Annotated in this window: 24 protein-coding genes; 9 read left to right on the forward strand and 15 right to left on the reverse strand. The window is 58.3% G+C overall.

What is annotated here, in order from left to right:
- Positions 1-33: 33 nt before the first annotated feature.
- From ERE07_RS00235 to flhD, 5 genes are all read right to left on the reverse strand, one after another.
- Positions 34-1,647 (reverse strand): ATP-binding protein, encoded by a 1,614-nt coding sequence (locus tag ERE07_RS00235; protein ID WP_167670685.1) that lies wholly within the window; start codon positions 1,645-1,647, stop codon positions 34-36.
- 16 nt (positions 1,648-1,663) lie between these two features.
- Positions 1,664-2,587: a flagellar motor protein MotB gene (gene motB / locus ERE07_RS00240; protein ID WP_130006869.1), complete on the reverse strand. Its 924-nt coding sequence runs from the start codon at positions 2,585-2,587 to the stop codon at positions 1,664-1,666.
- A gap of 6 nt (positions 2,588-2,593) precedes the next feature.
- On the reverse strand, positions 2,594-3,469 hold the full coding sequence (gene motA, locus ERE07_RS00245) for a flagellar motor stator protein MotA (protein WP_130006871.1): 876 nt from the start codon (positions 3,467-3,469) through the stop codon (positions 2,594-2,596).
- Between the two features lie 304 nt (positions 3,470-3,773).
- Entirely contained in the window at positions 3,774-4,391 is a 618-nt protein-coding gene (flhC, locus tag ERE07_RS00250; protein ID WP_130006872.1) for a flagellar transcriptional regulator FlhC, read from the reverse strand.
- A gap of 5 nt (positions 4,392-4,396) precedes the next feature.
- Positions 4,397-4,732: a flagellar transcriptional regulator FlhD gene (gene flhD / locus ERE07_RS00255; protein WP_130006873.1), complete on the reverse strand. Its 336-nt coding sequence runs from the start codon at positions 4,730-4,732 to the stop codon at positions 4,397-4,399.
- Between the two features lie 320 nt (positions 4,733-5,052).
- On the opposite strand from flhD, the gene ERE07_RS00260 reads away from it, so the two are divergent.
- Positions 5,053-5,586 (forward strand): C40 family peptidase, encoded by a 534-nt coding sequence (locus ERE07_RS00260; RefSeq protein WP_130006874.1) that lies wholly within the window; start codon positions 5,053-5,055, stop codon positions 5,584-5,586.
- A gap of 8 nt (positions 5,587-5,594) precedes the next feature.
- Here the strand turns inward: ERE07_RS00260 and ERE07_RS00265 are convergent, their stop codons facing one another.
- From ERE07_RS00265 to ERE07_RS00295, 7 genes are all read right to left on the reverse strand, one after another.
- A complete protein-coding gene (locus ERE07_RS00265) occupies positions 5,595-7,190 on the reverse strand; it encodes a glycerol-3-phosphate dehydrogenase/oxidase (protein WP_130006875.1) in 1,596 nt (531 codons plus the stop codon).
- Positions 7,191-7,335: 145 nt separating this feature from the next.
- The gene (locus tag ERE07_RS00270; RefSeq protein ID WP_130006876.1) at positions 7,336-9,066 is read right to left on the reverse strand and encodes an ABC transporter substrate-binding protein; all 1,731 of its coding nucleotides are present in this window, start codon (positions 9,064-9,066) and stop codon (positions 7,336-7,338) included.
- A gap of 87 nt (positions 9,067-9,153) precedes the next feature.
- Entirely contained in the window at positions 9,154-9,462 is a 309-nt protein-coding gene (locus tag ERE07_RS00275) for a DUF2160 domain-containing protein (RefSeq protein ID WP_130006877.1), read from the reverse strand.
- A 37-nt stretch (positions 9,463-9,499) separates the two neighbouring features.
- Complete coding sequence (locus ERE07_RS00280) at positions 9,500-10,315, reverse strand: carbohydrate ABC transporter permease (RefSeq protein WP_130006879.1); 816 nt, start codon at positions 10,313-10,315, stop codon at positions 9,500-9,502.
- A complete protein-coding gene (locus ERE07_RS00285) occupies positions 10,308-11,201 on the reverse strand; it encodes a carbohydrate ABC transporter permease (RefSeq protein ID WP_130006880.1) in 894 nt (297 codons plus the stop codon). The genes ERE07_RS00280 and ERE07_RS00285 overlap by 8 nt, the downstream gene beginning before the upstream one ends.
- A 49-nt stretch (positions 11,202-11,250) precedes the next feature.
- Positions 11,251-12,327: an ABC transporter ATP-binding protein gene (locus tag ERE07_RS00290; protein WP_130006882.1), complete on the reverse strand. Its 1,077-nt coding sequence runs from the start codon at positions 12,325-12,327 to the stop codon at positions 11,251-11,253.
- Between the two features lie 2 nt (positions 12,328-12,329).
- A complete protein-coding gene (locus ERE07_RS00295) occupies positions 12,330-13,403 on the reverse strand; it encodes an ABC transporter ATP-binding protein (protein ID WP_130006884.1) in 1,074 nt (357 codons plus the stop codon).
- A 143-nt stretch (positions 13,404-13,546) separates the two neighbouring features.
- Here ERE07_RS00295 and ERE07_RS00300 point away from each other — a divergent pair, with 143 nt between their 5' ends.
- From ERE07_RS00300 to ERE07_RS00325, 6 genes are all read left to right on the forward strand, one after another.
- Positions 13,547-14,317, forward strand: a complete 771-nt coding sequence (locus ERE07_RS00300; RefSeq protein ID WP_130006885.1) for a DeoR/GlpR family DNA-binding transcription regulator — start codon at positions 13,547-13,549, stop codon at positions 14,315-14,317.
- Between the two features lie 54 nt (positions 14,318-14,371).
- The gene (glpK, locus tag ERE07_RS00305) at positions 14,372-15,865 is read left to right on the forward strand and encodes a glycerol kinase GlpK (RefSeq protein WP_130006887.1); all 1,494 of its coding nucleotides are present in this window, start codon (positions 14,372-14,374) and stop codon (positions 15,863-15,865) included.
- Positions 15,862-17,058: a N5-glutamine methyltransferase family protein gene (locus ERE07_RS00310; protein ID WP_130006889.1), complete on the forward strand. Its 1,197-nt coding sequence runs from the start codon at positions 15,862-15,864 to the stop codon at positions 17,056-17,058. Before glpK ends, ERE07_RS00310 begins: the two co-directional genes overlap by 4 nt.
- A 56-nt stretch (positions 17,059-17,114) precedes the next feature.
- A complete protein-coding gene (locus tag ERE07_RS00315; RefSeq protein ID WP_130006891.1) occupies positions 17,115-17,582 on the forward strand; it encodes a TM2 domain-containing protein in 468 nt (155 codons plus the stop codon).
- 14 nt (positions 17,583-17,596) lie between these two features.
- Positions 17,597-18,343 carry a lipoyl protein ligase domain-containing protein gene (locus ERE07_RS00320; RefSeq protein ID WP_130006893.1) on the forward strand — a complete coding sequence of 249 codons (747 nt, stop codon included), beginning with the start codon at positions 17,597-17,599 and terminating at the stop codon, positions 18,341-18,343.
- Positions 18,344-18,442: 99 nt separating this feature from the next.
- The gene (locus ERE07_RS00325) at positions 18,443-18,643 is read left to right on the forward strand and encodes a ribbon-helix-helix protein, CopG family (protein ID WP_130006895.1); all 201 of its coding nucleotides are present in this window, start codon (positions 18,443-18,445) and stop codon (positions 18,641-18,643) included.
- 26 nt (positions 18,644-18,669) lie between these two features.
- Here ERE07_RS00325 and ERE07_RS00330 read toward each other — a convergent pair whose 3' ends face one another.
- Positions 18,670-19,269, reverse strand: a complete 600-nt coding sequence (locus ERE07_RS00330; protein ID WP_130006896.1) for a TetR/AcrR family transcriptional regulator — start codon at positions 19,267-19,269, stop codon at positions 18,670-18,672.
- 101 nt (positions 19,270-19,370) lie between these two features.
- On the opposite strand from ERE07_RS00330, the gene ERE07_RS00335 reads away from it, so the two are divergent.
- Positions 19,371-20,111 carry an SDR family NAD(P)-dependent oxidoreductase gene (locus ERE07_RS00335; RefSeq protein WP_130006897.1) on the forward strand — a complete coding sequence of 247 codons (741 nt, stop codon included), beginning with the start codon at positions 19,371-19,373 and terminating at the stop codon, positions 20,109-20,111.
- Positions 20,112-20,308: 197 nt separating this feature from the next.
- Here ERE07_RS00335 and ERE07_RS00340 read toward each other — a convergent pair whose 3' ends face one another.
- Positions 20,309-21,952 (reverse strand): SulP family inorganic anion transporter, encoded by a 1,644-nt coding sequence (locus ERE07_RS00340; RefSeq protein ID WP_130006898.1) that lies wholly within the window; start codon positions 21,950-21,952, stop codon positions 20,309-20,311.
- Between the two features lie 140 nt (positions 21,953-22,092).
- On the opposite strand from ERE07_RS00340, the gene ERE07_RS00345 reads away from it, so the two are divergent.
- Positions 22,093-22,431: an ElaB/YgaM/YqjD family protein gene (locus ERE07_RS00345; protein WP_130006899.1), complete on the forward strand. Its 339-nt coding sequence runs from the start codon at positions 22,093-22,095 to the stop codon at positions 22,429-22,431.
- Positions 22,432-22,511: 80 nt separating this feature from the next.
- On the opposite strand, the gene ERE07_RS00350 is transcribed toward ERE07_RS00345, so the two are convergent.
- Positions 22,512-24,680, reverse strand: a complete 2,169-nt coding sequence (locus ERE07_RS00350; protein WP_130006900.1) for a heavy metal translocating P-type ATPase — start codon at positions 24,678-24,680, stop codon at positions 22,512-22,514.
- Positions 24,681-24,705 lie beyond the last annotated feature (25 nt).

Here is a 24,705-nt window from a genome sequence, read left to right on the forward strand (position 1 = left end):
GCGCTGCGCGAATTAGTCTCGAAGCTTTTAAGCTCACCCGGGTGCGGCCTGTACAGGCCTGCCATCCCGCGTGGCCCGCGTCAGCGGCAGCGTAATCCGTGTAGTTGTGCCTTGCCCCGCCCGCGAGAACAGCTGTATCTGCCCGCCTATAGCGTGGATGTTGTGCCTGACCACGTCCATGCCAACGCCTCGTCCCGAGATTTCGGTAACCTGATTGGCGGTGGAGAAACCTGGCAAAAGAATGAGCGGCCACAATTCATTGTCTGGTGTACTGTTGGTGACAGGCAGCCCCAACGACAACGCCTTGCGTAAAATGCGGTCTCGTTGCAACCCGGCGCCATCATCCGACACTTCAATGACAAGGTGGGCGCCATGAGGCGCTGCCGAAAGCGTCAGGTTTCCGTGAGAGCTCTTTCCCGCTGCCCGGCGCTTTTCGGGTGTTTCTATGCCATGATCCACGCTATTGCGCACAATATGCGTAAGCGGGTCGATGATGCGCTCTATCAGGCTTCTGTCCAGCTCGACTTCTCGGCCTTGGATAGCTAGCCTGACCTTCTTGCCCAGCTTTGCGGCACTGTCCCGCGCGATTCGCGCCAGGCGGCCGAACACGGCATCCATCGGCATTGCACGCATGAGCATCATTGCTGATTTCAGGTCGAGCGCATTGCGCTCGAACCGTTGGATCGCCCGGAACAGACGGGGATGATCGGCCGGATCAAGTGCAGACGATGCGTTCACGGCCATCGCCTGCGTCATGATAAGTTCATCGACCAGATCAATGACTTGGTCTAACTTTTCAACACCCAGCCGGATACTGCGGCCCAAGGGGGTCTGCGGCTGTTCGCTGGAAACGGGCGGCGAAGATTTTGACGGCGCGTCAATGGCTGAGCTGAGTCCGGCTGTGTTGGCCGAAAACGCAGAGCTCGTAAGATTGTTGCAGCCAAGCGGATTTTCATTGAACACCCGGACTTGATCCGCTTTAACGGTGAAGCCGCATACGGCAGCGATGTCGGCAGCCGAGGCACTTGTGTCGAGCCAAACGTCCAGTTCGCCGGCTGACTGTTCCTGATGTACTATGCTGCCCAGCAATGACAGCTCGGCGAGCAATGCCCCGACATCGTTGTCAGTGACCCGTGATACCCTAACGCAAAATACGGAAGCGCGCGCAGCCGTCGCTGCCGGCTCACGCATAGGGCTTGGCATGCCCGCAACCACCGAGGCGTCTGGCGTAGCATCCCCATGGCAAGGGGCTGCTGCCGCAGCTGCTTGCAACCGGGCGCAGATTCGTCGGCTAGCCTGAACATCAGGCTCTTGCCCATTGCGATAGGAAATGACCTGGCCCTCCAGCACGTCCTTCGTTTCCAGCAGAAGATCCAGCATCCAGGTTTGCAAAGGCATTTTGCCACTGCTGAGCAGGGCGACCACGTTTTCCAGGGAATGGCTGGTCTCCGCCAGGATTCCACACGCCCCGACCATAGCCGCCCCCCCTTTTATGGAGTGGGCTGCGCGAAATATCGCTTGAAACTGATCAACGTCGGGATTGCTGGTATCAAGGCTTAGCAGCTGCTGCTCAATCGTCGCCAGCAACTCCTCAACTTCTTCGAAGAAGGCTTCGGAGAGCTGGTCGTCATCCCCATCTGCGCTCATGCCTGTACCCATGCGCCTAGGGCTTGGCGCTCGAAGCGGACGTAGAATCTTGCTGCATCGAACTCAGATGCTCATCAACCCTGGCACCAGATGCGCGTGATTCATGCTGCTGGTCTATACGCCGCTCGGCCTGCCGATTGAGAACGACAATGCTGATTCGACGATTAACAGCCGCTGCAGGATTCTCTTTGACCAGGCTCACGGACGAAGAAAGACCAACAACACGCTTGATCTTGGCCTCGTCCATTCCACCATTCACCAGCTCTTTGCGCGCGGCATTGGCCCGATCAGCGGACAGCTCCCAATTGCTGTACTCTCGCTCGCCAGTCGCATACCGCAGAGAATCTGTATGGCCCGAGATGCTGATACTGTTGGGCAGGCCGTTGAACATGGGACCAAGCTGCTGAAGAATGTCTTGCATGTAAGGCTGAACCTGAGCGCTGCCTGTCGCAAACATAGGCCTGTTTTGCCTGTCGATAATCTGCACTCGTAACCCGTCAGGCGTCATGTCCAACAAGAGTTGCGGGCGGAACTGCCGCAATATGGGATCGGTCTGAATCAGGCTTTCGAGGTCGGATTTTAGATTTTCAAGACTCAAGGTATCGCGCTGATCCATGTCGAGTTCCTGAGCATCGCCTGCGCCGTTTCCCGGCAAGGGCTGTGTGTTGGGAATCACGCTGGGTTCTCCACCAGGAATCATGTTACGCGCATCGCCCATCCGGGGGCCGCCCGTAATTGCTGTCATCAAAGGCATACGAAAATACTCAGCGATTGCACCCAATTCGTTCCGGGGAACCATGGAGAGCAGCCACATAACAAGGAAAAAGGCCATCATGGCGGTCATGAGATCGGCATAGGCGATTTTCCAACTTCCGCCGTGGGCGGCTTCGGCGCATGGTCGTTTTCTGCGTATAACAACACGCGGCTGGGATTTGCTCATGCCTTTCTACTGCGCCGTTTTGTTTGTGCCGCGAGCTTGCCGGACGTGCGCCTCAAGCTCCATGAAAGAGGGGCGCACATGGGAATACAACACCTTGCGTCCAAACTCCACGGCCAGTTGAGGAGGATAGCCGCTCATGCTTGCGAGCATAGTCACCTTGATACATTCGAGCACCTTGAGGAAGGTCCCCGAACGGCGCTCTATGGTGCTTGCCAGCGGTCCGACAAAGCCGTAGGCCATCAGGATTCCCAGGAATGTGCCCACCATGGCTTTGGATATCAGGTCGGCCAACACGACGGGAGGAGCATCGACTGAGGCCAGCGCCTTGATGACGCCCAGCACCGCGGCCACAATGCCGAAGGCGGGCAATGCGTCGGCCACGGCTCGCAATGCATCAACGGGAACGTGCTTCTCGTGGCGCTGCGTCTCCAGATCCTGATCCATCAGGGTCTCGATTTCGTATGCGCTCATGTTCCCACTTATCATCAGCCGCAAGTAGTCTGCGATGAAGTCCATCAAGCCCTCATCATTGAGGATGCGCGGATATTCGGCAAATATCGGACTGGAGGCGGGGTCTTCGAAATCGCTTTCGATGGACATGAGGCCATCGCGTCGCGCTTTGTTCAGCAGCACATACAGCAGAGCCATCAGCTCCATGTACAGATCCTTGCCGTATGGATTCTTGGCGACGGCAAGCGGTATGGCTCGCAACAGCATTTTGACTGATTTGCCGTTGCTGGCGGCCAGGTAGGCACCCAGCGCCGCGCCCCCAATCAGCACAAACTCAAATGGCTGATACAAGGCGCCCAAGTGGCCACCCAACGCAACAAACCCACCGAATACGGAGAGAAAAACAATCAAAAAACCAATCAGAATAAACACCGTTAAACCTTGAACAGATAGGTGTGTCAATGATCCGCGCATTCGGTTGACCGAAATGCACTGACAACAGGGCTTTTCAGGGCCAGATCCACGTGCTGTTTTGACAACGCTGCGATCGCTGCAAGCCAGTGATATCGACCGGAAATACAGCCCCCCCAACCCAAGGTCGGAGGTGCCTGAAACGCCTGGCACTAGCCTTGGCGACTGTCCAGGAAACCGAAGCGGGCCAGAAACTGCGCCCGAAAGGCTGGAAAGGTGCTCAACTTTATGGCGTCAGTTCACTTCGCGACGCTGTCCGATGCCCTCAGGAATTGCGCGATCTGGCGTTCGCGGCGCGCGGGCTGGCCGTGAGCAAGGACTGTTGCGCGTGCGGGGCCGCCGGGTTCGCCGCGCGAGCCCGGCACTTGCCGGCACGCGGCGGGGGCTTGCAGATGGCGCAAACGAAATCCGCCTGCGGATCGTAGGCGTGCGCCACAAAATCGCCACCGCAACGGACGCAACGAGACAGTTGCAACATGTTGCTGTCAAAGAAGCGAATCAGCATCCATGCCCTGGTAAAGCTCAACAGTGGCTGCTCATCGGCGCCTTCAGGGCGACCCACCGAGGACTGCTCAAGATAGAGCCGATATGCCTCAACCAGGACATCAGCCTTGGCGAGAGGGAAATTGGTTTCCAGATAGTGATAGATGCTGTAGAACAGGCTGGCGTGAATATTGGGGAGCCAGGTCATGAACCAGTCTACCGAGAACGGAAGCATTCCCTTGGGAGGTGAGCAGCCGCGGATTTCTTTGTACAACCGGGCCAGGCGATCATAGCTGAGCGCGGTTTCCGCCTGAAGCACCTGCAGGCGGGCGCCCAGGCGTACCATACTGGATGCCCGCACGATGTCTTCGGCCTCGCGAGTTACGCTTTTGTTTGCCATCCTGACTACGCGCGCTCGCCGGCCATTTCGACGGAACCTCGCTGAGCAAGCAGTATTGTGGAGTGTGCCTGCTGCAAGATGCCACCCAGGACGTCTTGGGTCAATGTAGACAGTAAATCGTAGTCGTTGAGCCGGAACTGGCAGAGCAGCGAGTTTGAAGCCGAAAGCTTGACCACCTGTGCGGGAGAAAGATTCATGACGATTTTTCCCACATCCAGTCCAAATCCGAGCCGAAAAGCGCCGGCCGCGAAATTCTCGTGAAGCAAGCGCTGTGCAAGCATGAGATAAGACAGGTTGACTTCTTGGATATCGTTTAACAGTGTATTGTCCGATACAGGCATTTGTTCCCCGCAAAAACAAAAAAGGTCGCATGGCGGCGAGCGCCGCCTTGAATCAAAAACACATTAAAAAAAACGTTTTGTTACAACAAGGACAAGCAGAGGCAATGAAAACGACATGATCCCATCTTGAGTGGTGACAATATTGTTTGTAATTCAGCTTGCGATGCAAGCCTGAATAGCAATCCCGAGCAGTCGCAGAAGTCTGTGTCTGTAAAAACCTAAGTAAAAATACTAGCAAATATTGATATAAAGTAACATGACAATCATCATCGAACTATTTTTTTTAGGCCAAATTGACAGAAAAATTCGGGCGATTTGTGATGCAAAAACAACAACTTGAAACTTTTCGTCGCATTAAGATAGGAAGCTGGATTGTTCTGGGCGCTTTGCTAATGGTATTGGCGGCGTGTGCTGGACCTTCTTCACGCACAGGCAGTCAGGGCGCGAATTTCCAGGCCGTTTCGGTTGATCCTGCACAGCGCGGCAATGTCGTGCTGACTGCGTTGGGTCTTGTCGACACGCCTTACCGATATGGCGGCAACGGGCCCAATCAGGGGTTCGACTGCAGCGGGCTGGTGGCGTATGTCTTTGATGACGCCGTGCAGCGGCGCTTGCCACATCACACGGCCAGTATTGCGAAAATGAGCCGCCCGGTGTCGCGGCGCCAACTCAAAGCGGGCGATTTTGTGTTTTTCAACACGCTGAATCGGCCCTATTCCCATATGGGCATTTACATAGGGAACGGGCAATTCGTGAATGCGCCCTCTTCGGGTGGCCGCGTACGAGTCGACTCTCTGGATAATCCCTACTTTGCCCGGCATTTTGAAGCAGCCGGCACGCTGTTCATGCAATAGCGCGCAGATCAGGCCGGCAAATGCTGATATTGTTCCGCCAGGGCTTGAAAACGCTCGAGCTCGGGCTCGTGCCCACCCAGTTCTTCGCGCAGGATCTCAGCACATCGAGGGGCCAGCGCTGCAGCCAGGCGCGCATCAAGAAACAGAATGCGCGACCGGCGGGCGAGAATGTCCTCGACATTGCGCGCATATTCGTAACGGGCGCCAAAGCGCACCATGGCTTCGGTCAGCCCCGGCGCCAGGTCGATGTCTGCACCGGGCAGCGCTTGCACCATGGCGGCTTCCGAACCGTAGGCGTTCAGGCCCGGCGCCGCGCTGATGGAAACGCGGCTGGTGGCGCCCTGCTGGGCGCCCACCAGCGGGAAATCCGCTGTTCTGGATCGAGGCAGTGGCGCCAGCAGGCCATCCTGGACACACCGTTCAAGCACGTCTTCCGCCATGGCCCGATAAGTCGTCCATTTACCACCCGTGACGGTGACCAGCCCGCTAGGGCTGACCAGCACGGTATGCTCGCGGCTCAATTTCTTGGTCATGCCTTCATCGCCCGTAGGGCGAACCAGGGGACGCAAACCAACCCAGACGCTTCTGACATCGTCGCGCGCTGGGGCGCGTCGCAGATACTTGCCCGCCTCGCCGAGAATGAACTTGACCTCGTCCGCAAATGGCGTGGGTTCCCGTGACAGATCGTGACGCGGGGTATCGGTCGTGCCCAGTATGACTTTGCCCAGCCACGGAACGGCGAACAACACACGACCGTCTTCGGTCTTGGGCACAAGAAGCGCGTGATCTCCCGGGAAAAACTCACTGTCGACCACCAAGTGCACGCCCTGGCTGGGCGCGACCATCGCAGTCGTGGCCCGGCCTGTGGCCTCGCCATCCTTGGCACGAATTTCGTCTACCCAGACGCCTGTCGCATTGACAACGCAACGAGCCTTGACCTCGTAGGCCTGGCCGGTTTCCGCATCTTCGCATTGCAGCCCAGCGACTTTGCCGTTTTCGTGCAGCAGACCTTTGACGGGACAGTAATTAACAAGCAGCGCACCCTGAGCAGCTGCGGTGCGGGCCAGCGCGAGGGCCAGCCGCGCATCATCAAACTGACCATCCCAGTACTTGACGCCGCCTTTGAGGTTCTGCTCCCTGACGCCGGGAATGCAGGCGCGTGTGCGGGCAGCGTTGAGAAACTCTGTAGCGCCCAGGCCCGCGCTACCAGCCAGCGCATCGTATACCTTGAGTCCAACGCCGTAAAACGGCGCCTCCCAGCATTTGTAGCTAGGCATCACGAAAGGCAGCGGACGCGCCAGATGCGGGGCGTTATGCAGCAATGTGGAGCGCTCGTGCAGCGCTTCGCGCACCAACGAAATATTGCCTTGCGCGAGATAGCGAACCCCACCATGCACGAGCTTGGTAGCGCGTGACGAGGTGCCTTTGGCAAAATCGCAGGATTCAAGCAGAACAACGGAAAGCCCCCGCAGCGCGGCGTCCAGTGCCACGCCCAGGCCGGTAGCGCCCCCGCCTATGATCGCCAGATCAACCTGGCCAAGTTCGGCCAATGCCGACAACAAGCCGGCCCTGTCGGGTGCTTGCGGGGATGAAGGTGTTGTCATAAACAATAAAGACCAAAAATTACAGCAGCCATAAGTGTAAAACACGGAGGATGCCCCGATGTAACGGCGAAGGGCCGCATACTCAAGGCGGCAGCTGCGGGCCATGCAAATGCGCAGGCCCGCCCTGCGTCCTCGTCCAGACCGATTACCGGACGCGCCCTTCCTTCCAGGCGGTCAGCAGTGCATCGTAGGCCACGGTTTCACCTTTGGGGCTTTCGTTATCGAGCTTTTTCCATGGCGCCTGGGTATCGCTCAGCCACTTGGATGGATCGCTCTTTTTGTTCAGCTTGGGTGCGCAGTGGCTCATGCCGGCGCGCTCAAGGCGTGCCATGATCTTGTCCATTTCGTCGGCAAGATTATCCATGGCTTGCTGTGGCGTTTTTTCGCCTGTGATCGCCGTTGCGACGTTTTTCCACCACAGCTGCGCCAGCTTGGGATAATCAGGAACGTTGGTGCCGGTAGGTGTCCATGCAACCCGCGCAGGGCTGCGATAGAACTCGATCAAACCGCCGTACTTGTCGGCATTCTCGGTGAAGTAGTCGCTGTGGATATCGCTGTCGCGGATGAAGGTCAGACCCTCGATCGATTTTTTGAGCGAGGTGGTTTTGGCGGTTACGAACTGCGCATAAAGCCAGGCCGCCGCAATTTTCTTGGGATCATGGTCCTTGAAAAAGCTCCATGACCCAACATCCTGATAGCCATTCTGCATGCCATCTTTCCAGTACGGGCCATGCGGCGCCGGCGCCATGCGCCATTTGGGCGTGCCGTCGTCGTTGACAACGGGCAAACCCTTCTTGGTCATGTCGGCCGTGAAGGCGGTATACCAGAAAATCTGCTGGGCGATATGGCCTTGCGCCGGCACGGGGCCGGACTCGCTGAAGGTCATGCCCTGAGCCTCTTTGGGCGCGTACTTTTTCATCCAGTCGATGTACTTGGTCAATGCATAGACGGCTGCAGGCGAGTTGGTGGCACCGCCACGCTCCACGGAAGCGCCCACCGGCGTGCATTTGTCGTCCGCGACACGTATGCCCCACTCATCAACAGGCATGCCGTTTGGCGTGCCCTTGTCGGCGGTGCCTGCCATCGACAGCCAGGCATCCGTGAAACGCCAGCCCAAGGAAGGATCTTTTTTCCCGTAGTCCATGTGACCGTAAATGGGTTTGCCATCTATGGTCTTTACATCATTGGTAAAGAAGTTCGCAATGTCCTCGTAGGCCGTCCAGTTTACGGGTACGCCCAGTTCATAGCCGTACTTTTCCTTGAATTGTTGCTTGAGATCATCACGATTGAACAGGTCTGCGCGGAACCAGTACAGATTGGCGAACTGCTGATCCGGCAGTTGATACAGCTTGCCATCCGGCGCGGTGGTAAAAGACCGTCCGATGAAATCATCGATGTCCAGCCCGGGATTGGTCCACTCTTTGCCCTCCCCATTCATATAGTCGGTGAGTGACAGCATTTCGCCATAGCGGTAGTGCGTGCCGATCAGGTCGGAGTCCGAGATCCAGCCATCGTAGATGGATTTGCCTGACTGCATGGATGTCTGCAGCTTTTCGACGACATCCCCTTCCTGTATCAGGTCGTGATGAACGGTAATGCCGGTGATTTCAGCGAAAGCCTTGGCAAGGGTCTTGGACTCGTATTCGTGCGTGGTGATGGTTTCCGACACAACCGAGATCTCGTTGACGCCTTGTTCCTTGAGCTTTTTCGCTGCATCGATGAACCATTGCATCTCTGCCATCTGTTCATCCTTGCTGAGCGTGGATGGCTGGAACTCATTGTCTATCCATTTTTTTGCCTCGGCTTCGCCCGCGAAGGCATGGCCGGATAACGCGCACGTGATGGCAAAGGCCAGCGCGGTATGACGAAATAACATTGCTTTCTCCTCGGTAGAACAATTCCCCGTCTTCTGGCTCAACGTCGTGCCGGGGGGATGACCGGAACGCACAGCGATATTCATTCTTCAGCCTTTTCGGATGACCAATCCCAATACCAGCAACGAAAAAATAAAACTGATCCAGACACTCGGCTCGTCGTCCAGGCTCAGCCAGTCCATGAAATGCTCGCCCATGCCGAGAAACGTCAGGTTGATATACGCTGCGATCAACAGGCCGATGAACAAGCGATCGCCGCGCGTGGTGGAAATCGGCAGAAACCCTTTGCGCAAGGCCGTGGGAGAGCGCAGCTCCCACAGCGTCATTGCCACCAACATCAATGCAATGCAAATAAAGAACACTGCAGTAGGCAGAGTCCACATCATCCAGCCGAACATGGAGAGCTCCTGAGTTGTGATTCAAAGAGGGGGTTGCTCATACACGCCCCATCGCAAAACCCTTGGCGATATAGTGGCGCACAAACCAGATCACAATGGCGCCCGGAATAATGGTGAGCGTGCCCGCCGCCGCAAGCGTGGCCCAGTCCATGCCGGAGGCCGACACGGTTCGTGTCATCGTTGCGACAATGGGCTTGGCATTGACGCTGGTCAGTGTTCGCGCCAGCAAGAGTTCTACCCAGCTGAACATAAAGCAGAAGAATGCCGCGACACCGACGCCTGCCTTGATCAGCGGCAAAAAGACAGTGAGAAAGAAACGCGGAAAGCTGTAGCCGTCTATGTACGCCGTTTCGTCGATCTCGCGCGGTATTCCGCTCATAAAGCCTTCGAGTATCCATACCGCCAGCGGCACATTGAATACCAGGTGAGCAAGCGCAACCGCCCAATAGGTATCCATCATGCCGAGCGTGCTGTACAGCTGGAAAAAGGGAAGCAAAAATACCGCGGGCGGCGTCATGCGGTTGGTAAGCAGCCAAAAGAAGACATGCTTGTCGCCCAGAAACTGATACCGGGAGAAGGCATAGGCGGCAGGCAACGCCACCGTCAGTGAAATGACGGTATTGAGCGCCACGTAAATCAAGCTGTTGATATAACCGTTGTACCAGGAAGGGTCGGTAAAGATCGTGACGTAGTTCGCCCAGGTGAAGTTCTGGGGCAACAAGGAAAAGCTGGACAGGATGCCGGCGTTGGTCTTGAAGCTCATGTTGACCATCCAATAGATGGGCAGCATGGCGAACAGCAGATAGAGCAGCAGAAATAGTGTGCGTATCCTGAGAGGTTTGCGTCTACTCATCGCTCGAACTCCTGTCCTGAGTGCCTACGCGCAACATCCAGTTGTAAAGGATGAAGCAGAACAGCAGAATGATCAGGAAGTAAATCAGTGAAAATGCCGCGGCGGGCCCAAGGTCGAACTGGCCAACCGCCTTCTGGGTCAGATATTGGCTAAGAAAGGTCGTGGCATCGCCAGGCCCACCACCGGTCAGGACAAAGGGTTCGGTATAGATCATGAAGCTATCCATGAAACGCAACAGCACGGCAATCATTAGCACGCCACGCATCTTGGGCAACTGTATGTAGCGGAACACGGCTAAACGGCTGGCGCCATCAATGCTGGCCGCCTGATAGTAGGCATCGGGAATGGAGCGCAACCCCGCGTAAGCCAGCAGCGCGACCAGCGGCGTCCAGTGCCAGACATCCATCAACAACACAGTGAGCCACGCCTGAGTGGGGTTAGCCGCATAGCTGTAGTCGATACCCAAAAGGTGCAGTGTGCGCCCCATAAGTCCGATATCCGTACGGCCAAAAATCTGCCATATCGTACCCACCACGTTCCACGGAATAAGCAGCGACAGCGCTACCAGCACCAGCACGGCAGACGCGCGCCAGCCTGTGGCGGGCATGGACAGCGCCAACAGGATGCCCAGGGGAATCTCGATAGCGAGTACTGATAGCGAAAAGCCCAGTTGTCGCAATAGCGCCGCATGCAGTTCTTCGTCGCGCATGACGGCAGCAAACCACTCTGTGCCTACAAATACCGACCTTGTGGGCGAGATCACATCCTGAACGGAATAATTCACCACAGTCATCAAGGGAATGACGGCTGAAAAAGCCACGCACAGGCAGACCGGAAGAATAAGCCACCATGCCTTCTGATTGACCGGCTTTATGGATTGACTCATTGTGCCGCCCTCCTTGTGTGGCGGTCGCAGAAGATGACGCAGGCAGTACTCATGGCACCAGTTCCTCATGACGGTAGAAGCAGGTATGAGGGCCAATCAGCGCAAGGCCCGCAGCGCTTCCAACAACCGGGGGCTGCTGATCCAGATCGAGCCTGGCCCTGAGGGTATGCTCGCCAATGCGTGCTGTCAGCAGCCAGCACGCGCCTATGTTCTGCACCTTTTCGACCTGCGCTGGCATCACGCCGGCTTGGCCGACCGGTGCGAGCCGGGTGTACTCAGGCCGTATGCCGAGCTTCAGATCACCCGTTGGCAAGGACATGCCCTGGGGCACCGCAACGTTCTGCCCCGCCACCACCAGACCGTCCGCACTGCCCTGTGCGGGCAGCAGATTCATGCCTGGCGAGCCGATGAAATGTCCAACAAAGGTATGGGCGGGCCGCTCGAAAAGCTCGGCCGGTGTTCCCATTTGCACCACCCGGCCACGCGACATGACCATGATTTGTTCAGCAAAAGTCAGCGCTTCGACCTGGTCATGCGTGACATAAATGAGCGTGAGCTTGAGCTCTCTATGTATCTGCTTGAGCTTGCGGCGCAGCTGCCACTTGAGCTGGGGATCGATCACGGTAAGCGGCTCATCGAACAGAATGGCGGAAACATCCGGCCTGACCAGGCCGCGTCCCAGCGATATTTTTTGCTTGGCGTCGGCAGACAAATGCGCAGCGCGATGATCCAGCTGATGGCTGAGCTCCAGCATTTCGGCAATCTGCCCAACCCGCTCCTTGATCCGTTCGGAAGGCATCTTGCGATTGCGCAACGGAAACGCAAGATTCTCGCCTACCGTCATGGTGTCGTAGATCACGGGAAACTGAAACACTTGTGCGATGTTGCGTTCCTGCGGGGTGGCGGCAGTCTTGTCTATGCCATCGAAACTAACCGTGCCTTGCGATGGCTCGATCAAGCCGGAAATAATGTTGAGCATGGTGGTCTTGCCGCAACCTGATGGGCCTAGCAAGGCATATGCGCCGCCATCTTCAAAAGTCATCTTGAGCGGCAGCAACGCGTAATCCTCTTCACGCTGAGGATTGGGCCTGTAGGCATGCGCCAGATCCAGATCAATACGGGCCATGTTTATGCTCCTGTTCGCGGCGCAAGGATAAGATCGCCGGCGTCGTCAAAGACAAAACATGCTGCGGGCGAAAAATACAGAGGTAGCTGGCCTCCGATCTCCAGGTTGTGAACGCCCGGAAGCTGTGCGACCAGGTCTCCAATTTCTGTCCTGAGATGCAGAAAGGTATCGGAACCGGAAATTTCCCCCAGCAGTACACGGCCATCCAGGCTGATGTCCCCTTCACGACGCTGCAACCGCAAGGAAACCGCCCGCAGGCCGACTGTGACTTTCCCGGGCGCCCCCAGACTATCGTCCATCGTCAGTGGCAACAGGCCGGATCGCGGCAGCTGCACGCCGCCGGATACGCGTGGCGCAGTAAAGAAATTCATGGGGGGATCGCTGTACGCCCTCGCGACCTTCAGGGTTTGCGGATGCTGAAACACATCCAGCGCAGGGCCATATTGCAAAACCTTGCCTTTATCAACCACGGCCGTGTACCCCCCCAGCAGCAAGGCTTCTGTCGGCTCCGTGGTGGCGTACACAATGGTTGAGTCGCCACTGGCAAATACCTGCCCAAGCTCTTCACGCAACTCTTCGCGCAATTTGTAATCCAGATTCACCAACGGTTCGTCAAGCAGCATGAGCGGCGCATTTTTGGCCAGCGCCCGCGCCAGCGCAACGCGCTGCTGCTGCCCGCCCGACAACTCTTCCGGCAGCCGGTCAAGAAACATGTCGATATGCAGGCGCTGAGCGAGCTGGCGTACTCGCTCTTGCGTGTTGCGTTCACCGCGCAAACGCAGCGGCGAAGCGATATTCTGCGCGACCGTCATGGAGGGGTAGTTGATGAACTGCTGATACACCATGGCAACATTGCGCTGACGTACCGGCATGCCGGTCACATCCTTGTCATCGACAAGCACGCGACCCGAACTCGGCCGGTCCAGCCCGGCCATGATGCGCATGAGGCTGGTCTTGCCCGCCTGCGTGGCGCCCAGCAGCACAGTCACCGCGCCAGGAGCAAGCTCGAGGGAGGTGTTATACAGCCAAGTGTTCCGCCCTTCTTTCCGGGTTATCTCTTCAAGCGCCAACCGCATGATTTTCCCTCGGTTCTTTTCTGATTTGTTCTAATTCGCTCATTATCTTTCGTTTTGACGCAGATTTCCGTCATAGAAAACCCTAAGATCGATTCGTTTTCTTTCGATGTAAAGTTTCACATCACTATGGAACATCTTTGCTCATGAACCCCAACCCCCGTCAAATCCGTTTACTGCAGCACGTGCACGCGCGCGGCACGAGTTCCCTGGAAGACCTTGCACAGTATCTGGAAGTCACGGTGCAGACTGTCAGGCGCGATGTGCGGCGCCTGTCCGAGGCAGGTCTGCTGGCACGTTTTCATGGCGGTACCAGCCTGCCCAATTCCACGATCGAAAATATTGCCTATCACCAGCGCGAGAATCTGCATGCCGAAGGCAAAACCCGCATTGCCCAGGCTGTGGCGCGCGCGGTGCCCAACGATTGTTCGCTGCTGATCAATATAGGCACGACAACCGAAGCCATTGCCAAGGCCCTCATGAACCATTCGGGGCTTCGCGTCATCACGAACAACATCAATGTGGCGGCCATTCTCAGCCGCAATGACCGGTGCGAGGTCATTGTGGCAGGCGGGGTCGTGCGCCCCCGCGACAATGGCATCATTGGCGAAGCGACCGTAGACTTTATCCGTCAGTTCAAGGTGGATATCGCGTTGATCGGCATTTCGGGCATCGAAGAGGATGGGTCGCTGCGCGACTACGACTACCGGGAAGTCAAGGTGACGCAGGCCATCATGGCGCATGCGCGCGAGGTCTGGCTCGCCACTGACGCCAGCAAGTTCAATCGGCAGGCCATGGTTCAGGTCGCCAGTCTGTCGCAGATAGACCGACTGTTTACCGACGAAAAACCCCCGACGCCATTTACCGACCTGCTCGCCCAGGCGCAGGTTAGCCTGGAAATCGCGGGGCGCTTGTGACGGCATTGTCCACCTCGTAAACTGCCAGTCAACTCTTCAGCTTTCCACTCAGCCATGACTTACATTCTCGCTCTCGATCAGGGTACATCCAGCACACGCAGCATCGTCTTCGACAAAGCAGGCCACATTATTGGGCTGGCCCAGAAAGAGTTCACCCAGATTTATCCGCAGCCAGGCTGGGTGGAACACGATCCTGCGGAAATCTGGCAAACGCAGCTGGATACTGCCCGGGAAGCCATCGACAAAGCCGGCCTGAAGCCGTCGGACATTCACGCTGCGGGCATCACCAACCAGCGCGAAACGACCCTGGTCTGGAACCGCAAGACGGGGCAGCCTATTTACAACGCTATTGTGTGGCAGGATCGCCGTGCCGAAGCCACCTGCGCCGCCTTGCGCGAACAGGGGTTTGGCGACGCAATCCTGCAAAAGACCGGCCTGCGTGTCGACGCCTACTTTTCGGCCACCAAGTTGAAATGGATACTGGACAATGTGCCGCAGGCGCGCACGCTGGCCCGCAACGGCGAACTGGCGTTCGGAACGGTGGACAGCTGGCTCATCTGGCAACTGACCAAAGGACAGCAGCATGTCACGGATGTCAGCAATGCCTCGCGCACCATGCTTTTCAACGTGCATGACAACCAGTGGGATCCTGATCTGATGCAGATGCTGGATATTGATCCGTCACTGATGCCCAGAGTGCTGCCCTCCGGGGCGGAATTCGGCGCCATTGATACTTCGCTGCTTGGGCATGCCATCCCGATCTGCGGTGTGGCGGGCGATCAGCAAAGCGCACTGTTCGGGCAGGCCTGCTTCAGCGAGGGCATGGCCAAGAACACCTATGGCACGGGTTGCTTCATGCTGATGCACACGGGCAGCAAGTTCCAGGTATCGCAGAATGGGCTGGTCACAACCAGCGCCGCTCAGGTCAGCGAACAAACCGAATATGCCATGGAAGGCAGCGTATTCGTGGCCGGCGCCGTGGTGCAATGGCTGCGCGACGGACTGGGCGCCTTTCACAAGAGCAGTGAAATCGAGGCACTGGCCCAATCCGTGCCTGATGCGGGAGGCGTCATGGTCGTTCCGGCGTTCACTGGCCTGGGCGCGCCCTATTGGAAGCCAGATGTACGCGGCACGATCACCGGCTTGACCCGTGGCTCCACCATGGCCCATATTGCTCGCGCGTCGCTGGAAAGCATTGCCTACCAAAGCGCAGCCCTGCTGCAAGCCATGAGCCGCGATGCCGTGGCATCCGGCGGCGCCCCCCTGACCGAGCTGCGCGTAGATGGCGGCGCATGCGTGAATGATCTGCTCATGCAGTTCCAGGCCGATCTGCTGGGCATCCCGGTGTTGCGCCCCACCATGGTTGAAACCACTGCACTGGGCGCCGCATATCTGGCAGGGTTGACCAGCGGAATCTATAAGGACAAGGAGGAGCTTGCTTCTCACTGGAAGGTGGAGCGGCGCTTTGACCCGCAATTGCCCTCAGCACAGGCCAAGGGCCTCATGGAGCGCTGGGAGCACGCCGTGCGTCAAGCGTGCGCCGAATGAGTCCAAACCTTGCTTTGGCTTGCTGGACAGAAAACGAGCAGAAACGCCAGGCGGGCTGGCTGGCAGCGCAGTATGGCCCGGCGCCGCGACGCATTCTTATTGGCGACGATACACTGAATGCCGATGCGGCCTATCGCCTGGCCAGCCAGGGCACAGCCATACTCTGGCGGGGCGATTTTCATAATGGCCGACAACTGCTGCAGGCGATGGCGCGGCGTATCGACGCCCGGCGCAACGATGCTCACAAAGCAAAGCGTACCCCACGCAACACCGCCGATGTACGCAGCGCATCCCTGTCGGCAGCCGATATATTCAACCAGCACCGCCTGCGGCAATCCCAGCGCGCGCAAATTCTTAACCGCCTGCTGATAGAGCTGGTGGACACCCCGTCGGCACAGCATGACACAACCTTGTCGCTCGATCTTCGGCGCGCACCCGACGTTGGCCAGGCATGCGAAGCCGCGATAGGCCCGGTCGCGGGGCCCTTATTGCTCCCGCTGCGAGCCTTGCAAGGCTATATCGGCGCTTATGAATGGCTCAGAAAAGGCGTGGCCGTTCCCGGCTTGCCAGGTCGGATCCATGTCAGCTATGGCGTATTCTCGCCAAATCGGGGCGAATATTTGGATCTGGTCCAGCAGGCGCCGCTACCCTCCACCCGTCTGGCCTTCGACATCGGCACGGGCAGCGGCGTGCTCGCCGCAGTGCTGGCGCAGCGCGGGGTGCAGGCAATTGTGGCCACGGACCTGGATGATCGGGCGCTGGATTGCGCGCGCCGCAACATCGAACGGCTTGGCTTCGAGCAGATTGTCGAACTACGCAAGGCGGATCTCTTTCCTGCGGGCACCAGCCCATTGATCGTCTGCAACCCTCCCTGGCTGCCGGCCAGGCCAACGACGGCAATCGAAAACGCGATCTATGATCCCGACAGTCGCATGCTGCTCGGCTTTCTGCACGGCTTGGGCGCTCACCTGGACAACGAGGGCGAAGGTTGGCTCATCATGTCCGACCTGGCCGAGCACCTGGGTCTGCGTGCCCCGGACTTTTTACCCCAAGCGATATCCGACGCGGGATTACGCGTCATTGACCGACTGGATACGCGTCCGCGCCACGCCAAGCCACTGGACACATCAGACCCGCTTTATGCCGCAAGGCGCTTGGAAACCACCTCGCTTTGGCGCCTGGGACAGCGCTAGCGGCGAATACTCATTAAACTATCTCTTTTATGCGTACCGGAGGCTTCGCCCTCATCATGTTGCAGAAAATCGTACTGGCCGTTGCCATCTTCATCGTCATTCTGGTTGCACTGACCTTCGGCGAAACCATAGCCATCGAGGCCTTCCAGTGGATATCGCATCTTGCCGGCGTGGTCATCCATAATTTCTCGGACCTGTATTACGCGTTAGTGCAATACGTCTCGACGCACAGTGTCAAGGTGCTCATCGCCCTGCTGCTGACTATCCCAATCTGCTACTGGATCATCAAAAGCAAGGGAAATGAGATGCGCAAGCCCAACAGCCAGCGCAAGATTGCCATTGTGCTTGCCATCTTCCTGGGGTGGCTGGGCGCGCACCGCTTTTACCTGGGCCAGACAGGCTGGGGCATTATTTATCTGCTGATTCTTTACCTGTTCGCCCCGTTGGCGGTGGTGCTGGGATTCATTGACGCCATTCGCTATCTGTTCATGACAGAAGAAGAGTTTTCCCCCCGCCAGGTTTAAGACGCCAGCACGTCATGATGTTCAGACTGGTCGCCAGCCAGGCCGCGAATCCGCAGGATCCGCGCTCCGACGAGCCCCTCATTGAGCTGGCCAGCCGACAGGGGCCCGTCGCCTGTATCTGGGAATCGGCCCAGAGTTTGGTGGTACCGCGCACCTATCGGCGTTTTGGCAATTTTCCCGAAGCCTGCGCCCAGTTTGCCGCGAGCGGGTGGCCTGTTGCCGTCAGGCTTTCGGGAGGGGGCATCGTCCCGCAGGGGCCTGGCATCATCAACCTGAGCCTCGCCTACAAGGCAGAGGGAAAGCCGCTGGATGCGTCGGATCATGCCTATCTGCTGATCTGCCAAATGATCAGCCGGGCGCTGACGCCCTTTGGTATTTCCTGCCATCCCGCTGCCGTCGAGGGTTCATTCTGTGATGGGCGCTACAACCTGGCGATAGGCAGGGGCGAGAATCTCCGAAAGGTCGCGGGTACAGCCCAAGTATGGCGACGTCTGCCCACCCCCGACAATGAACAGGCGCATACCCAGGTTGTTCTGGTGCACGCGCTGATTCTGGCCTGCGTTGATATTCAGGCGGTGACCACACAGGCGAACCGTTTTGAGCAGATGCTGGGGAGCGACAAACGCTACAAGCCCGATCGGGCGGCCTCCCTGTTCGATCTATGTACGCTACCCGAGTGTTCACCGGGTGATTTTCTGGATGCGCTCAAGGCGTCTCTTGCCCGCAGCGTGGATTCAACACACATCCCGCAGGCAGTCTGACGCGCGCCTGAAAAGATGTCCGCCTTTCATTTGAATTGAATTACAATAGCATTATCATAACGAGAAGTCTGGATCCACCATCCAGCAGATCATTCAGCCATGGAAAGCAAGACAGCACGACTCACTGTGCTCATCGACCCCAACAAGAAAAAAGCCTTTGAGCGCCTGTGCGCCAGTCAGGACATTACCCCTTCGCAGGTGGTCCGACAATTGATACGCAATTACCTGGCCGAGCACGGCGTAAGTTACACACGCGCCGAACCAGTCAGCAACCCGAAAGTTTCAACCAAGGCAGGATAAGGTACTTTTTTTGCCTCTCGAGAAACTCAGGCGCTGGCCGGCCAGGCTGCCATTGCCTGACGCACGATCGCCTGAACACTTGTACGTGAAGCGCCGTCTCGTGTCAGGACGGCCAGGCCATTGAGCACCGTCGCGTAAAAATCCGCCAGGGCGCCCGCGTCCGCATCCGGCGCCAATTCGTTGGCCGATTGTCCTTGCCGTATGCGATGGAAAATCGCTTCTCGCGTGCCTTGCCGGTAGCCCTGCAGAAATTCGTCGACCTTTTTATTCTGCTGGGCACAATTGGCGGCGCCCAACACGACCAGACAGCCACGCGGCCGATCCGGCCCCTGGGCGGCCGAGCCTGCCGCCTGCAGCATCGCTTCGATTGCCTTGTACGCGGTTGCGCCTTCGCGCAGCGCGCGCGCGGTAGTGCCACCATCGCGGGCAACATAGAATTCCACCGCCTCCCGGAATAACTGCTCCTTATTGCCGAACGCGTTATACAGACTGGGGGGGGTAATGCCCATTGCGCTGGTGAGGTCTGCGATGGACGTGCCCTCATAGCCATGCTCCCAGAACATTTCCATCGCCACGCGCAAGGCTGCCGTGCGGTCAAAATTCCTTGGACGCCCTCTTTCAGCCATGATGATCCAATTTATTTAGCGAACACTATAAAAACTTCTTGACGAGATAACCGGATTGATTTTACTATTTTATAACGATCACTACATTAAATGGAAATTATATGACTGCTCTCTCTGGAAAAACCGCCGTCGTCACGGGTGGAAGTCGCGGCATCGGCGCTGCGATCGTGCGCCAATTTGCCCAGGCGGGCGCCAATGTTGCGTTCACGTATGCAAGATCTGGCGAGGCGGCGCAACAGCTTGTCACCGAACTCGAAGCGGCCGGCGCGGGTGCTTTGGCCATACAGGCCGATAGCGCCAATCCCAGCGAGATCAGCGCAGCGATTGCGCGGGCAACACAACAATTCGGCCAGCTCGATGTTCTGGTCAACAATGCCGGGGTTTTCGAGGTGAAATCCCTGAATGACTGTACCCTGGAGGACTATGAGCATGTAATGAATATCAACACGCGCGCGGTGTTCATGGCCATGCGCGACGCCGCGAAGATCATTCAGGACAAAGGGCGCATCATCAATATAGGCAGCAATCTGGCCGAGCGTGTTCCACAAGCAGGATTAACGCTGTATACGATGAGCAAGGCCGCCGTGTGGGGGTTGACCAAGGCCGCGGCGCGAGACCTTGGACATCGGGGCATTACCGTAAACATCATTCAACCTGGTTCAACGGATACTGACATGAACCCCGCGGACGGGCCTCACGCCGACCATCAACGCCAATTGAGAGCCATCCCCGTATATAACTCACCCGATGACATCGCTGCCATGGCGGTTTACCTTGCCTCCGACGCTGCCCAACATATTACGGGCAGCAGCCTGCTCGTTGATGGCGGGGCGAATATCTGAAACTACGCTTGAGGGCCTCGCAACCCTGCCCGCTGGCGCGACGGCCCGCCGTGACCCCGCGGATGTACGGGTGCAACCTTTACCTGATAATCATCATGGATTGAACGCTTGGCAAACCGGGGGCGCCCATGGACGAGGGGAAGTCGACGACATGACGGTGCCAGGTCGGGGCAAATGCGCTGCCGATTGGCTGCGCATTAAGATTGCTCCCGAAGACGCATCAATGCATCGGCCAGGGTGGATCTTGCACAGTCTCGCTCCAGCCGGTTCAGCAAACCCATTTTGCGCAACTTGCCATAAACGCGCGGGTTGGCCTCGACCACCAGAACGCGCACGCTCCGCGCCTGCAGTGCGGCAACGACGGAATCCAGCGCCTCCAGGCCGGTTGCATCCATGAAGGGCACATGGGCCAGCCGAATGATGACCGTACGAGGATCGGTGTGGGTGTTGGCCAGCGCTCGCTGAAAAGCATCGGCTGCGGCAAAGAAGAACGGCCCTTCGACAGAATATACAAGCACGTCTTCCGGCCAGCGCTCGGTATTGTCCAATCCGAGTTCCTGGCCCAACACGCTGTGGTCCTCCTGACGGACGACCACGCTTTCGGCCATGCGGCGCATGAAATGAAGCATGGCAAGCACTACCCCAATGTTGACCGCCACGACCAGATCGGTAAATACGGTAAGGCTGAGCGTGACGATCAGAATGGCAACGTCGGCGCGCGGCGCCGTGCGTATCATGCGGACCACATGCCGCACCTGGCTCATATTCCACGCCACCACAAACAGAATTGCCGCCAGCGTGGCCAAGGGGATATTGGCGGCAAGCGGCGCCAGCGCCACCAGTACCAGCACCAAGGTAAGCGCGTGGATGATCCCGGCGATTGGGCTATTACCCCCGTTACGGATATTGGTGGCGGTACGCGCAATCGCACCCGTGGCGGCAATGCCGCCAAACAGTGGCGTGAGCACATTGGCTATACCTTGCCCGATGAGCTCCTGATTTGAGTTGTGACGCGTGCCGGCCATGCCATCGGCCACAATCGCGGAAAGCAGCGACTCGATGGCGCCAAGCATGGCAATGGCAAATGCCGGCCCGATGAGCTCCACGAGCCGGGTCAGCGTGATTTGGGGGACTTGCAGCGCCGGCAGCCCGCGCGGAATCTCGCCAAACATGGTGCCTATGGTTGCCACGCTGTCGAATCCGACGACGGCCTGCACGACAGTCATCGTTACAAGCGCGACCAGCGGCCCCGGAACCCGGGCCATGCGAGGCAAGCGCGTGGTATAGATGACCAACATCAGAGACATGATCCCCACTGCCGTTGTTGGCCAATCCAACTGAGGAAAGGCCTGCAGCAGGCCCCAGAATTTTTGATGGAAATGCTGGCCGGCAACCTGCGGCAAGCCAAAGAACGCCTGCCATTGCCCGACCCAAATAATAATTCCGATGCCAGCCGTGAAGCCAGTGATGACAGGAAGCGGAATGAACCTGATTACGCCGCCCATGCGAGCCACGCCCAGCAGAAGAAGAATGATGCCTGCCATCAGCGACGCAATCTGCAGGCCATCTACACCATGTTCCGCCACGACGCCGGACAGAATCACGATAAAGGCGCCAGTAGGGCCTGCGATCTGCACCCTGCTGCCGCCGAAAAGCGACACGACAATCCCCGCCACGATAGCCGTGTAGATGCCCTGTTCGGGCTTGACGCCTGACGCAATGGCAAATGCCATGGCCAGCGGCAATGCAACCACCCCGACAATCACACCCGCAAGCAGGTTGGCCGGCCAGTTAGCGCGTGCCAGCAAGCCTGCGCGCTTTGCTTCGAGGAAGGCGATCATAAAGTGCTATACAGTCGAATTACATGTGGGTCATATTATAATCAAATGATACCTTCACTGATATTTTCCTCCCTAACACCTGGGCACAGCATTTGCTGATACCTTGGGCACAGAAACACTCGCCACAACAAGGAGCCCGAATGCTTACACTATTCAGTGAATCTCACGCCCCTCGCAAGCATCGCCGGCGCATGAGCCGGGATGTCCAGAAGCTCATTGCGAGCTCGGAAGACCTGCTGCACTCAACCGCCTCTTATACCGGCGCAGAAGTCGAGCGGGCGCGCACGCGGCTCAGGCAGCAGCTTGATGCAGCGCGCGACAACATGGATGACTGGAGAGAAAGCGCCAGCCAGGCCGTCCACCGCGGCTACGACCAAACCGAAGAATATGTCCGCGAGCATCCGTGGCGCACCGCAGGCCTGGCGCTGGGCCTGGCCGCCATCGTCACGGCATTGCTGGTAGGTAATTCACGCCGATAACCGGCAGCGGCGCGCAGCCAGGCTACGCGCCTGGCGCGCCCGCAGCACCCGCTCAAGGCAATGCCATGGCATTGCCTTATCTATTTGCGCAGTAGCCTGAGGCTGTTTGCCACGACCAGCAGGCTTGCACCCACATCGGCGAATACCGCCATCCACATGGTTCCCAAACCGACCAGTGCCAGGGCAAGAAAAAACAGTTTTATTCCGAGGGCAGCACTGATGTTCTGCATCAGCACCGCATGCGTCGCACGCGACAACTGGATAAATTTGGGAATTTTGCCCAAATCATCATCCATGAGGGCCACATCGGCTGTTTCGATGGCCGTATCCGTTCCCATGGCTCCCATGGCAAAGCCGATATCGGCACGTGCCAGCGCGGGCGCATCGTTGATGCCATCGCCGACCATGCCAACCGCCCCGTTTGCGGCATATCGTTTCAGCACGGCCAACTTGTCTTCCGGCAATAACTCTGCATGAATCTCGTCAATGCCAACTTCGCTGGCGATCTCCCTGGCGACCGCTGTGTTGTCTCCCGACGCCATGACGGTGCGCAGGCCCAATCGATGCAGCATGTTCACGGCTTCTCGACTTGAAGGCCTGGCATAATCCGCGACGCCAAACAGTGCCTTTGCCGTGCCGTCAGCCGCCAGGACTGCAACGCTGCGGCCCCGCGCCTGCAGTGTCTGGACAGCCCGCCGACCGGCGTCGTCCAGCGCAGCACTCAGCCACCTGGGGCTGCCCAGGCTGTACGCCACCCCATTGATGCGGCCCTGCACACCCGCGCCCTGGATTGCCTGAAAGCCTTCCACGTTTTGCTCGCGGATCGTCAACACGGTTTCATCTACTTGGAGCGAGGCGATCGCCAGCGACACAGGATGATCAGATCGCTTGCCAAGGCTGAGCGCTATGGAGCGGGTGTGCTCCGTGTCGGCGGCAGCATCCAGCGGCACAACGTCCGTCAAGCTGGGCCGACCGGTGGTGAGGGTACCGGTTTTGTCCAGGATCACCCAACGCAACTTGCGGCCTTGCTCAAGGTATATTCCGCCCTTGATCAAAATACCGTGGCGCGCGGCTGCCGCCAGGCCGCTGACCACGGCCACAGGCGTCGATATCACCAACGCGCACGGGCAGGCGATCACCAGCAGCACCAAGGCCTTGTAGACCCAATCCCCCCAGGTTGCACCTGCCAACAACAGCGGCGGCAATACCGCGATGGCTAAGGCAACAAGGCAAACGATAGGCGTGTAGACACGCGCAAAGCGATCAACAAACCGCTGCATGGGCGCTTTGCTGGCCTGGGCTTCCTGAACAGCATTGATAATGCGCGCGAGCGTGGTGTCCTGAAACGCGGCCGTCACCCGATACTGCATCTCGGCCATGCCGTTGATGGTTCCCGCGTACACCGGATCGCTCGCTTGCTTGTCGACCGGAATGCTCTCTCCGGTAATGGGCGCCTGATCGACCGCGGAGCGGCCGGCGATGACGATGCCGTCCAGCCCAATGCGCTCGCCAGGCCTGACGCGTAGCCGCGCTCCAGGCGTGACCAGGGACGCCGCCGTTTCGATCCAGCCGCCTTGTCCATCACTCATGAACACGGTCTGCGGCGCCACATCCATCAGACGGGCGATCGCATTTCGGGCTCGGTCCAAAGATTTTTCTTCCAGCGTTTCGGCGATGGCAAACAACACCATGACCATGGCGGCTTCCGGCCAGTGCCCAAGCAACACGGCACCCGTCACGGCAATGCTCATCAGGGCATTGATGTTCAGATCGGCCCGAAACAAGGAAGCCAGGCCTCGACGATATACCCCCACACCGCTTAGCCCAATGGCCGCCACAGCCAGCAACAGCGACAGCCAGCCCGGGCCGCCCACCCACCCAGTCGCCTCGGCGCCGATGGCTATCACGCCGGCCAGAGCCAACGGCCACCATGCGTCCCGAGCAGCGCCATGCACGTGGCCCGCTGCCCCTTGCCCGTCATCGTCATGCGTTTCGCAGCAGGCGAAGTTCAGCGCCTCATGACCGCGCCCGTGCGCCTGACCATGGCGATGATCGCCCGCGCCCTCATTGCGCGGATGCGCGTGGCCATGAGCATGGCAGCAATCGTCATGACCGTGATCGCCCTCTCCGCCCCCGCGCCGAATCGAATGAACGTTGGCGTGGGACGCACAGCAATGATCATGAGCGTGATCGTGGGCGGCATTTGTGCCGCCCTGTTCAGGCGCAATCGTGGACTCAAGTCCGGACATAGGGTCGTTCCTGCAATACTGTGTT

This window comes from Allopusillimonas ginsengisoli (assembly GCF_004153455.1).
In the GTDB taxonomy this organism is placed as follows: domain Bacteria; phylum Pseudomonadota; class Gammaproteobacteria; order Burkholderiales; family Burkholderiaceae_B; genus Allopusillimonas; species Allopusillimonas ginsengisoli.